This is a genomic window from Embleya sp. NPDC025285, assembly GCF_055558835.1.
This window is the reverse complement of record NZ_JBVHLU010000060.1, coordinates 58,511-68,934: the sequence shown is the minus strand read 5'-3', so window position 1 is coordinate 68,934 and position 10,424 is coordinate 58,511. Positions and strand designations below refer to the sequence as shown.

Here is a 10,424-nt window from a genome sequence, read left to right as displayed (position 1 = left end):
CCGCACCGGGCGAGGCTCACGGCACGTCGGTCGGCAGCGGCAGCTCGTCGACGACGGCAAACCCGCCGACCATTTCGAGCATCCGCAGCGTGAACGGGCGCAGGCACACCAGGCGCATGCGGGTTCCGCGGCGGCCGGCGTGCTCGCGTGCGCGTACGAGGGCGCCGACGGCGCGGACGTCGAGGAAGGTCACCTCGCGCAGGTCGACGTACACGTCGCCGGCGCGAACGCCCTCCAAACGCGCGAGTTCGTGCTCCACCGGGGAGATGTTGGCGATGTCGATCTCGCCGCACAGGGTCACCACGACCCCGGCGTCGAGGGTTTGGGTCGAGGCCGGCGACCGTTGGCCTCCGGCCCCGCACACGCCCCGCGAAACGCGGTGGCGCGCCCCCGTCGAGGCCGGCCGGGTCCGGCGGATCCGTCGTCGGCGTTCGCCGCACGCGCCGCTCACGTGCTCGGGCACAGCAGGCGCGGCAGGCGGACCTTCGGTACGCAGATCTCGCCCAGTTCCGGGTGTTCGACGACCTCGATACCGGATTCGGCACCGGCCATGTTGGGAAGGCAGATCTCCCCGAACTCCGGGTGCTCGACGATCTCGATGCCGACGGCGGCACGGGCCGCCGACGTCGCGTCGTCATCGGCGATCGTCGCCGGGGCCGCGGGTGGCGCCGGGTTGTCGTGGAAGCGATCCCAGTGGGCGGCGGTCCCGGGCTCGCCCTCGACGTGGTTGAACAGGATCAGGCAGCGCACGGCCCCGGCCTCCTCCGCGCCCGCGGCGTACTGCCACCAGAACACCGCGCCGTCGGGACGGCCCGCCAGGTACAGCAGGCAGGCGAACACGAAGGCGCCTGCGGGCATGGGGAGCTTCACGAAGTCCTCGAGGATCCCCCGGGTGGCGGGCCCGGAGACGACGCCGCGGCAGACGTGTTCCAGTGTCGCCGCGGCGCACAGCCGCGCGGCGTGGGCGTCGGCGAAGGCGGCCAACCGCGAGGGCCGTTCGCGGCGGTGCGCCGCGAGGTCGGCCAGGAGTTCGTCCTGGACGATGCGAGAGGTCAACCGCCGCATGGCCGCGTCGGTGTCGTGGGGAGCGAAGGCGCGGTCCATGACGCGACGGCGCTCCCGCAGCACCCGCTCGAGGGGACTCTGGCGGCTCATGTGTTCCCTTTCCGGGCGGCGATCCGTGTGGTCCGGGTGGGTTTCGGCATCCGGGGGCCCAGCGCGCGACGCAGCTCCTGGCGCGCGATGTGGATGTGGGTGCGGACGGTGGACGCGCTCACTCCCAGGAGTACGGAGACGTCCTGGAGGGGCAGCCGCATCTGCAGATGCAGCCGGACGCAGGCGCCTCTTCTCTCGGGCATGCCCTCGACGGCCCGATCGAGGAGGTCCAGGAGCTCGCCGTCGGGGACGCCGGCGTCGGGATCGTCGGGGGCGGCCATGGTGGAGACGAACTCCCGCGCGTCGGGGGCGGCGAAGTCGGTGGGGACCTCCCCGGCCCTCGCGCGGCGGCGCAGCAGATCGGCCGCGCGGCTCCTGGCGATCCGGTAGACGACCGCGTGTGGCATCTCCCGACCGCAGGCGTCCCAGCATCGATAAAGCTCGAACAACGCCTCGGACACCACGTCCTCGGCGTCGTGATCGGAACGCAGGAGCCGGCGTGCGTACCGCGTCAGGTGACGTTTGTTCGCGCCCCAGAACAGCACGAAGTCCTCGGGAGCACCGACGGGCGTCTCGTCCGGCCGGGGGCGGGCCCCCGGCGTCCGACGCGGCACCCGTCGCCGCCGGCGCCGGTCCACCAGCGTCGCGCCCAGCATCCGGAACGTGCGCTCGGCCCGAACGTCGGGGGCGATCAGCGTCCAGTCGTGGAACAGGTCCACCAGGACGTCGGTGACGACGTCGTCCGCCTCCGCGGCGCTCTCGCCGAACTCCAGGGCGTAGCGCGCGAGAAGCGGTTCCACCGTGCGGCAGAACGCCACATAGTCCTGCGGGAGGCGATTCGTCAGGTCGATCTCGACGGCCTGTTCGGGGTGATCGTTCACCGGCGACCGTTCCTCGCCGGCGTCCGCCACGACACGTCCCCCTCGCAGGGACCGCAAGATCGCCCGCACGCGATCACGTGCCCGCCCGAACACCCCACCGACCGGCCTATGACCCCCCACGCCCGCCTGCCACTCGACCCGAGCATGTCGCTCAACACACTTCCTCTCCTCTCCCGTCGTCCGATCGGCTCCCGCTCGCCGACGCGCCACACGAAAAGCGCCGCCGGGCACAGGCGCCCTCGCTCGGTACTTCGTTCAAGGACCCCCGTCTGTCAAAGTCGGTCACGCAAAATCTTCGGCCGATCACGCAATCGGCAACACGTTCTTGTTTCACCAGCCCGGATACGGGTGGAATACGAGCAATAGTCGAATTCGACCTCTCACAGGCCACGTTCACACCCCGATCGAACACCGAACGCACGAACCACTCCCCCTCACGACCGAATCGGACCGAAAACGCGTACAGTCGGAGTACATCCCACAAAAGTGGTCGGTCCACGACGGTGATCCGCTGCTCGGATGCGCGGATAGACGGCGCCGAGATCGCGTTCGTCCCGGGCGTGCATGTCGACGCCAGGGGCTGCGCCACCTGCCCCGACACCCGCAACTGCACCCAGAAGGGCCGGACACGACGGAATTGGTTGTTCTTCGCAGACGACGGTGGATCGCCCCGATTGACCCGCCCGTCCTGACGTGTGTGGCTCGGACGACCGCCGGCCGACAGTGCCGGAACCCGTTGGAGTACGGGCAGGTCCTGAACCCGATGGAGGTGCAGCGGGGCGACGCGGGATACGTCTACGCGTACATGGCCTTCGCTCCCAACCGCAAAGAGCAAGAGCGCTGGCTCGCCCACCACTGCGCCACCCACGACGGCGTCGATGTCACCCCGCCCGAGATCCGGCCGTTCCGACTCGCCACCGACGAGGCCCTTGTGCAGCAGTACCGCCACGACGCCCTGGTCGACTGAGGTCGGCCGCACCGACCCCGTATGAGGTCGGGTTCTTGAAAAAGCCCGTCCGTCGTCGACCGGTGCCGTGGGTGTGGTGCGGTCACGTCCAGATGCCGAGAGCGAGGATCACGAGGGTGGTGAGGGTCAGGATGAACAGGCCACCGCACCCGTCGCCGGAGCCGGCCCTCTTCCGCGACCGCCTCGATCCACTCGGTCGTTTACCGCTGGAGTGCTTGGCGCAGTAGCGCTCGCCGGGCCGGGCGTTGTTGCCGCAGCTCTTCCCGCCCCGGCTGCCCTTCGTCGACCTCGGGCAACTGCCCATGACCGTCCCCCTTCGACCGATGGTCACCCCATGTTGTCGAACCCTCGCGCGGCGTGCGGGACTTCGCCCAGACTGGACCATCGGGGTGGTCCGACGAAGGGGGAGGTCGGCATGGCTGGCGCATGGCGTGGCGATGGGGGCACCGGGCGATATCCGCGGCCGCCGGTCCCCTCGCCCGAGGGATCGTTGCCCGCGGTCAGGACCGACGGTGAGGTCACCGACCGGACGCCGGATCGCGGCGCGGTTCAAGAGGTTGCGCAGGTGCACGCGGCCGGGGTGTTGCCCACCGACCCGGCGGGGACCAATCGGGAGAGGTGCTGGGACCTGCTCGGTCCCAGGACGCGGGAGCGCCTGGAGGCGCAGGCCGGTGGGCGGTGGGCGTGGTGGGGCGAGCTGGACGAGGACGAGTACCCGGAAGTGTTCGTGTTCGGGCCGCTGGGCATGTGCCGGGCGGCATCCGTCGTGCGGGAGGGTCGACGCGTGTATCTGGTGGAGCGGGTGCGGTTCGAGCCCGACGCCCTGATACGGCGGTCCTTCCACCGGGACGCGCCGGACCCTCGGGGCAGGACATCCCGGTTCTTCCGACCCCGCCGTCCTGTTGGCGACACCCCGGTGCGGGATTCGTCGTCGACTCCGGCGGTGCCGGCCGATCTGGGCTTGGACGATCGGGACTCCGGTGTGTTGGGGAATCTGCCCGCGCGAGTGCAGGAGTTCCTCCAACAACCGTTCCTGGGCGAGGACCAGGGCGTGGTCGCCAAGTGGTACTACGCCGCCCGCGACGGGGAGACGGACCGCCAGACGTGGATCGTGTTCGCCCTGATGGGCGATCGCGACGTCACCGTCGCCTCCGGCGTGCGCACCGTGCCCCACCGGGTCCCGCTCGAGCGCGCCGGGTGGGAACTCGACTACTACCACGCGCCGGTACGCCGCCCCCGCCCCGCGCCCTGACCCGACGCGCGGTCGGCGACCCGCCCGGTGGGTGCCGAGGTTCGGGTGTCGGCGGTCTGTCGCTCGGGTCCGGTGGTGCGTCACGCTGGTGCGGGGAGCGGGGCGAGGGGGCCGTGATGGGTTCGGGCGGTACAGGGGCGACTTCTACTTCGAGGAGGTCGTCGGCGAGGGCGTGATCTGGCCCGCGTACACCGACGACGACGGCGTGGTGTTCCTCGACGTGGACGAGGACGTCGAGGTCGTCATCGACGGCGTGGTCCTAGGCGACGAGATCTACGACGCGTACATCGACGAGCGGGGCCGGCTCCGGCTGGACGAATGAAGCCGTCGACAGCCGGGTGCCCGGCAGGGAACGATGGCCGAGGGGCGGGCCGGTCGTGGGAGTTCAGTCTTCGTTCGACAGCAGTTCCCGGTACTGCGGGCAGTCGATCGCATGCCATTCGCGCACCACGACCTCGTCGCCAGCGACGATGACCTCTGCGTGCCACGGAAGACAGTCGTGGCAGGGCCAGATCTCGTACGGTGTGCCGTCCGCGGTCTCGGCCGGCAGGTCGATCGAGCCGACCGGAGCCGAGAACGTCGCGTTGCGTCGTTCGGATGCGTCTGCCATCGGACCAGTGTGCTGCCTGTCATCGGCGCTCGCGGCGCCGAGCGCCTGCACTCGTTGATCGCGGGCTACGCATCCAGCGAGGACTACGAGCACACCGCGATCGAAGCCGTCCGCCGCGACGACATCCCCAACATCACCGTGCCGCTGTACGTACAACCCCCACCGAGGGTGGGGCACGCTCCGCCGCTGTCCGCGGTCAGTTGAATCGGGATGCCGCCGAAGGCTCCCGGTGGCATCCCGGTTGGTAACTCCCGCTGCCGATCTCGTCGATGGGTTCCTGCAGCGGCCTGTGCTCGCTGCGGAACCCCGGGGCTGTTCCCCGTGGTGGCGGTGCCGTTCCAGGCGTGGCCTGGTCCTCGCTGCGAACATGCGGTCACGCCATTCACGGACTGACGATCGGGTGCACGAGTACGGCGGTCGAGCAGTGGGGGGACTGGCCGGGGCGTTGGACGGTCACCGAATGGATCAATGAAAGTACTCCGGGGGTTCGAGGTGGTGTCACTTTCGCCGCAGCAGTCGCAGCACGGCGGGTCAACCGATCACGGTCGGATCGCGAACCCGAGCGTTACCTCAGTCGCTGAAACGAACAGGCCTCCGCTCCTGCCCGATTCGTCGCCGATTCCGCCGCCGCTGCTCCATCGTCGTCGCCTACTCGACCGAACGTGGGCTCGCAAATCGCAAGCCTCGACCGGCGGCACACGACCCGGGTACGAACGGGGGTCCTGTGGGACGGCACGAACCGCCTGGGGGGATCGGGGGGCGGCGGAACGCCCCCCGATGGCGCGCCCCGCGTGCCATGGCGCCGGCAGGCGATACGGAACAGCGGCCGCCGCAGGCGCTGGTGAGCATGGACGGAACGGTCGCCGAGGACGGCGAGCCGGTCCGGTTGACGGCGTCGTGGCCGTTTCGAGGAACCTGGGTTGTCGGCCGAACGCGGAGGTTGCGTCGCGCCCGGGTCGGGTTCTTTGAGAGGCGAACCGGCGAATTCGGGGGCTGACCTGCGGCTTTGCGAAACGGTATGTCGTGACAGCTACGACATATCTCTGATGGATGTGTCGTGCTGGGCTTACATATCTCCGCGTGACTTAACCCTCATGGTTAACTCCCCGATTGTTGTGCCGACTTGCGGTGCGGACGGCCGCGCATCACTCGCCGGCGGCGAACGGTGACGGGCCGGCCGGCGCCGGCCGCGTGCGACACATCAGTCGGAGATGTGTCGGCCCTGGGCCGACACATCGCGACACGACTTAACGGCGGGGGGCAAGTTCCATAACCGCGGGGGTAAAGATCGCTATCGTCGCCGGGGTGAGATCCCTGGGAGGACCCGAGTGACCGAGCCTGCACGCCCGATCCCCGTATCACCGTCGAGGTCGCGGACGGATCCGTCCCCGTCGCCGGGCCCCGGTCAGCCGCCGCGGCGGGTGAGCCTGGGTCAGGCGATCACCGAGGCGATCGTCACGAAGGCCCCCCGGGTTCCCCGCTCGGTGGACCGGGTCTCGGTCGACCTGCACTACCGGTCCCCGCATCACATGCTGGGCGACGAGGGCTTCTCGTTGGTCAGCAACGACTACCTCGCGAACGTCCTGGCGAAATCCGTGGCCGCGAGGGTCGTCTCGCCGCGGCAGTGCGCGATCATGCTGTACATGATCGGACGGCAGCAGGAGTCGCTGGTCGGGATGAACCAGCAGGCGATCGCCGACGCGTTGGGCATCCCGCGGTCGACCGTGTCGACCGAGCTCACCGGCCTGAGCGCCCTGAACTGGGTGCGGAAGGTGAAGCGCGGGGTATACCAGGTGAATCCGTTGCTCGCCTACATGGGCAACGGGAACGCGCAGAGGGCCACGTTGGCGGATGCGCGGGCGCTGGCGTTGGCGTCGGGGTTCCCGGACGAGGTCTGCGTCCCGGAGATGCCGGCGCCGAGGAGCAGGAAGAAGGGGACGACGTGATGCTGTACTCGTCGACGGCGCTGTGGTCGATACTGCCCGACCTCGACCTCCCCCCGGCGGCCATGCGCGTCCTCGCCCGGCTCCAGTCCGTTCAGCAGCCCGGCGGGTCGATCCTCGAGAGCCAGGTCGACATGGCCGCAGCCCTCGGAATCAGCCAGGTCACCGTCTCCCGCAGCATGCGCACCCTGCGCGAATGCAATCTCGTCATCGGCGCTCGCGGCGCCAAGCGCCTGCACCCGTTGATCGCGGGCTACGCGTCCAGCGAGGACTACGAGCACGCCGCGATCGAGGCCGTCCGCCGCGACGACATCCCCGACATCACCGTGCCTTTGTACGTACAACCCCCGCCGAGGGTGGGGCACGCTCCGCCGCTGTCCGCGGTCAGTTGAATCGGGATGCCGCCGAAGGTTCCCGGTGGCACCCCGATTCAGGACCCGGGGCAATCCCTCGCACAGGCGGGATCGAGGGCTACTGCTTGTCCCGGGCCATGTGCATGGGTGCATCCCCGCGCAGCCGGGCCGGCTGTGCACTGCGGCCGGGTACGACCCATTCCCTCGGGTCGCCGTCGGGCCGCCCGGTTGATCCGGCGGCAAAGTCCTGGAATCCGGCAAGCCTGTTGCGGACCGAGTCGGCCACGTAGTCCTCAAGCGACGCGGCGAGCCCGAGCCCGATCAACGCCCGTACGCGTTCCACTGCTTCCGGGGACAGGCTGACCCGGACCTCGGCCCCACTGACACGAGTTGCTTCGATACTCATCCGACGGACGCTACAGCTGCCCACCGACACATCACGTGCACCGAGCCGCGTTCTCGGGGGCCGACGACCTCGTGGAAGCTCGGCGCGAGGCCGTCGGGCGGGTGCGTCACCGGGCGCACGGCGGCTCGTTGTGCGTGTGTGCGGCGACCGTCCCCCGTGGTCGGGGCTGTGCGTCCGGCGACCCATCCCCCGAGGTCGCCGGACGACCCCCTCCCCGGCCGGCCGGCCGGCGCGCGGAGTCGTGTCGCCGAAGGTGTCGTCGACCATGCTTATCTTGAGCCGTGAAAACCGGTGAGGCATGTGCCGTTTCTGGGACTTGCCTCACTCGTATCCGCTAGTTGTGAGGCAAGTTCGAGCAGACTTCTGACCCGCCTTCGGTATCGGGGGCGGGCCCGCGGTGGGTGTGGTCGTCGAGGGCTTCATGGAGGCTGAGCAGGATGCGCCGGTCGTGTTCTTCGGCGCGGGTGAGGACGTTCCGCTGGTGCACGTCCTCGACCAGGCCCTCGATGGCGGTATCCAGGCGGCGCGGAGCGCCCCAGGGCTGAGCGCTTCGACCTCGACCGCATGGTGCGGGTGGCGTGTCAGGTCCGGGGGAGGGGGAGGTGGGGCAGGTCGAGTCGGAGCAGGCGGTCGCGTCCGGACACGGTTCCCTCGTAGGTCAGTTCGTTCGGGTCCGTCACCGTCGCCCTTTCGAACCGGGCGTTGGCGGAGAACGTCGCCCTGTCGAACCAGGCGTCGGCGGAGAACGTCGCGCCGCGGAACCGGGCGTTTGCGCAGAACGCCGCGCTGTCGAACTGGGCGTTGGCGGAGAACGTCGCGCGGTCGAACTGGGCGTTGGCGGAGAACGTCGCCCTGTCGAACCAGGCGTCGGCGGAGAACGTCGCGCCGCGGAACCGGGCGTCGGCGGAGAACGTCGCGCCGTTCAACCGGGCGTCGGCGGAGAACGTCGCGCGGTCGAACTGGGCGTCGGCGGAGAACGTCGCGCTGCGGAACTGGGCCTCGGCGGAGAACGTCGCGCCGCGGAACTGGGCGTCGGCGGAGAACGTCGCGCCGTTCAACCGGGCGTCGGCGGAGAACGTCGCGCTGTCGAACTGGGCGTCGGCGGAGAACGTCGCGCCGTTGAACTGCGCAGTGCCGAGGTGTGGGCGGCCGGTGGTCGGGTCTCGGAGTGCGTGGAGGAGTTCGGTCAGCAGCAGGCCGTCGAAGGTAGTGCCGCGGTGGTCCACGTCGGAGCCGGGTGACAGGGCCGCGAGGTACGCGGCACGACTGCCCGGGTTGAGGTGCGCCAGGCACAGGGTGTGCCCGGCGACGTGCACACCCCGGCATCCCACCGGGTCGGCCGCACTCGCCCCCTCGGCACAGTGCGGCCACGACGGAGGTCTCGGTAACGGTGCGGGCGGCGACGTCATACCGCCGGAGACGATCACGCCCCAGGCAACGGTTTCGTCCTGTACCGACCTGCGGCAGCGGGGACGTCCAATGCAACCTCGGCCTATTCGAGCCGGACGCCCCCTCCCGCTCCGACGGTGCGGCAGCAGTTCGCACTCGACTCGCTGGCCGAGGTCTGGCTGATCCAACGCGGTCCGACTGCGGACACCGTCGCGCCCGGGGTTGCGTACAGCCTCCGCCTCATGGACGAGCTACCCGACCCGGCAACAGTCCCGACCGTGAAACCCCTGCCAACCCGCACTGACAACTTTCACAGCCAACCCACTGACACATAGCGGCCAAGCCCGCTGCCAAGTTCACTGTTGTCGGACGCGGAGAAAATGTCAGCGCGACGGTGAGGTTGTTGTCAGCGGGGTTGGTGGCGCTTCTCGTTGTCAGGGCGCGGGGGCGAACCGGTCGATCAGGTATCGCACCGCGCTGGTGAGGGCTTGGGCCCGGAAGTACGCTTCGCCCGCGTCCGTGGTGCCAGGGTGCGGGCCGTTGGTGTGCGTGATCTTCCAGAGGCCCCGGAGGTACATGCCCCCATCGTCCAGAGGAAGATGGCCTTGATCAATCAGGTACGTGATTGACGACCCGCCCACGCCCTGGGCGGTGGAACCGAATCCCTTCGAGTCCGCGAAGTGGGTCAGGGCGGCTTCGAACATCGCGCGCATCTGACCGTTGGCCGCGCGGTAGTTCTTCCTGATCAGGCAGTCGACGGCTTCCTCGTATGCCTCGGCCGCATTGGTCATGCTGAGCCGGTTGAAGTCGGCCTGCACGGCGGTGATGACTTCACTGAGGGGCGCGTGGGGTTCGTCCAATGGCAGAAGACGCACCTTCTTGAGGGATTCCCCACTGCCTGGACCAGGGGCCGTTGCATACTCGGCGACCAGGTCGAACCCACCCGCGCGGACCGCTTCCCGCAGCTTCCAGAAGGGGGTGTCCTCGATCACCTCCGGTTCCTTCGGGGCGAGCTTCTCACCGACGAGCCGTACGAACTCGTGCAGTTCGTCATGCGCGCGCTTTCGACGCGCAGCCTCGACGGTGTCCGTCACCAGTTCGCCCTTGCCGTAGGGGTTGTCCGGCATGTGGCCGTCCAGACCGGCCTTCATGAACAGGATCTTCAGATCGGGCTTGCTGAAGGCACCCACGGCGAGTTCGGCGGCTACCCCGACAGCGAGGGATGAGAGGTTCGGCATGCATCAAGGATGTCCTAATCGCCGACTGCGGGCGCGCTCTTGGCGGTTGTGGCCGCCACGGCCCGACTCGTCGACCGCGGCCCGACGGTCGACACGCTCGCGCCCGGCGTCGCGTACAGCCTCCGCCTTGTCGATGAGACACCCGATACATCGTCGGTGCCGACCGCAAGAACCTCGCCGACACCTACTGACACGAACTCTGCCGACGCACTGACAGGACTCCGCCGTTC

13 protein-coding genes are annotated in these 10,424 nt (G+C 69.4%); 6 read left to right on the top strand and 7 right to left on the bottom strand.

Translation table 11 applies throughout. The annotated features are described in order from the left end of the window. Positions 1 to 16 precede the first annotated feature (16 nt). The 3 genes from ACZ4FV_RS32730 to ACZ4FV_RS32720 form a co-directional block, all read right to left on the bottom strand. Positions 17 to 304 (bottom strand): STAS domain-containing protein, encoded by a 288-nt coding sequence (locus ACZ4FV_RS32730; RefSeq protein ID WP_465323960.1) that lies wholly within the window; start codon positions 302 to 304, stop codon positions 17 to 19. A gap of 143 nt (positions 305 to 447) precedes the next feature. After that, a complete protein-coding gene (locus ACZ4FV_RS32725; protein ID WP_465323959.1) occupies positions 448 to 1,155 on the bottom strand; it encodes a hypothetical protein in 708 nt (235 codons plus the stop codon). Further along, a complete protein-coding gene (locus ACZ4FV_RS32720; protein WP_402239333.1) occupies positions 1,152 to 2,036 on the bottom strand; it encodes an RNA polymerase sigma factor in 885 nt (294 codons plus the stop codon). Before ACZ4FV_RS32720 ends, ACZ4FV_RS32725 begins: the two co-directional genes overlap by 4 nt. A 697-nt stretch (positions 2,037 to 2,733) precedes the next feature. Here ACZ4FV_RS32720 and ACZ4FV_RS32715 point away from each other — a divergent pair. From ACZ4FV_RS32715 to ACZ4FV_RS32705, 3 genes are all read left to right on the top strand, one after another. After that, positions 2,734 to 3,003 carry a hypothetical protein gene (locus ACZ4FV_RS32715; RefSeq protein ID WP_465323958.1) on the top strand — a complete coding sequence of 90 codons (270 nt, stop codon included), beginning with the start codon at positions 2,734 to 2,736 and terminating at the stop codon, positions 3,001 to 3,003. A gap of 490 nt (positions 3,004 to 3,493) precedes the next feature. Next, a complete protein-coding gene (locus ACZ4FV_RS32710) occupies positions 3,494 to 4,255 on the top strand; it encodes a hypothetical protein (RefSeq protein WP_465323957.1) in 762 nt (253 codons plus the stop codon). Positions 4,256 to 4,427: 172 nt separating this feature from the next. Beyond that, on the top strand, positions 4,428 to 4,577 hold the full coding sequence (locus ACZ4FV_RS32705; protein ID WP_465323956.1) for a hypothetical protein: 150 nt from the start codon (positions 4,428 to 4,430) through the stop codon (positions 4,575 to 4,577). Positions 4,578 to 4,640: 63 nt separating this feature from the next. Here ACZ4FV_RS32705 and ACZ4FV_RS32700 read toward each other — a convergent pair whose 3' ends face one another. Next, positions 4,641 to 4,865 (bottom strand): hypothetical protein, encoded by a 225-nt coding sequence (locus tag ACZ4FV_RS32700; protein WP_402239344.1) that lies wholly within the window; start codon positions 4,863 to 4,865, stop codon positions 4,641 to 4,643. A gap of 9 nt (positions 4,866 to 4,874) precedes the next feature. Between ACZ4FV_RS32700 and ACZ4FV_RS32695 the strand changes: the two genes are divergently transcribed. The 3 genes from ACZ4FV_RS32695 (at position 4,875) to ACZ4FV_RS32685 (ending at position 7,200) form a co-directional block, all read left to right on the top strand. Continuing rightward, positions 4,875 to 5,069 carry a hypothetical protein gene (locus ACZ4FV_RS32695; protein WP_402239347.1) on the top strand — a complete coding sequence of 65 codons (195 nt, stop codon included), beginning with the start codon at positions 4,875 to 4,877 and terminating at the stop codon, positions 5,067 to 5,069. Between the two features lie 1,217 nt (positions 5,070 to 6,286). Then, complete coding sequence (locus tag ACZ4FV_RS32690; protein ID WP_402239357.1) at positions 6,287 to 6,811, top strand: MarR family transcriptional regulator; 525 nt, start codon at positions 6,287 to 6,289, stop codon at positions 6,809 to 6,811. Continuing rightward, positions 6,811 to 7,200 (top strand): hypothetical protein, encoded by a 390-nt coding sequence (locus ACZ4FV_RS32685; protein ID WP_465323955.1) that lies wholly within the window; start codon positions 6,811 to 6,813, stop codon positions 7,198 to 7,200. The genes ACZ4FV_RS32690 and ACZ4FV_RS32685 overlap by 1 nt, the downstream gene beginning before the upstream one ends. A gap of 79 nt (positions 7,201 to 7,279) precedes the next feature. Here the strand turns inward: ACZ4FV_RS32685 and ACZ4FV_RS32680 are convergent, their stop codons facing one another. The 3 genes from ACZ4FV_RS32680 to ACZ4FV_RS32670 form a co-directional block, all read right to left on the bottom strand. Next, positions 7,280 to 7,567, bottom strand: a complete 288-nt coding sequence (locus tag ACZ4FV_RS32680) for a hypothetical protein (RefSeq protein ID WP_465323954.1) — start codon at positions 7,565 to 7,567, stop codon at positions 7,280 to 7,282. A 581-nt stretch (positions 7,568 to 8,148) separates the two neighbouring features. Continuing rightward, positions 8,149 to 8,883 carry a pentapeptide repeat-containing protein gene (locus ACZ4FV_RS32675; RefSeq protein WP_465323953.1) on the bottom strand — a complete coding sequence of 245 codons (735 nt, stop codon included), beginning with the start codon at positions 8,881 to 8,883 and terminating at the stop codon, positions 8,149 to 8,151. A gap of 507 nt (positions 8,884 to 9,390) precedes the next feature. Then, complete coding sequence (locus ACZ4FV_RS32670; RefSeq protein WP_465323952.1) at positions 9,391 to 10,194, bottom strand: hypothetical protein; 804 nt, start codon at positions 10,192 to 10,194, stop codon at positions 9,391 to 9,393. Positions 10,195 to 10,424: the final 230 nt, after the last annotated feature.

Excerpts from the sequence above, each read along its gene's own strand:
- ACZ4FV_RS32725 (WP_465323959.1), bottom strand. The coding sequence starts at position 1,155 with ATGAGCCGCCAGAGTCCCCTCGAGCGGGTGCTGCGGGAGCGCCGTCGC.
- ACZ4FV_RS32700 (WP_402239344.1), bottom strand. The coding sequence starts at position 4,865 with ATGGCAGACGCATCCGAACGACGCAACGCGACGTTCTCGGCTCCGGTC.
- ACZ4FV_RS32685 (WP_465323955.1), top strand. The coding sequence starts at position 6,811 with ATGCTGTACTCGTCGACGGCGCTGTGGTCGATACTGCCCGACCTCGAC.
- ACZ4FV_RS32680 (WP_465323954.1), bottom strand. The coding sequence starts at position 7,567 with ATGAGTATCGAAGCAACTCGTGTCAGTGGGGCCGAGGTCCGGGTCAGC.
- ACZ4FV_RS32670 (WP_465323952.1), bottom strand. The coding sequence starts at position 10,194 with ATGCCGAACCTCTCATCCCTCGCTGTCGGGGTAGCCGCCGAACTCGCC.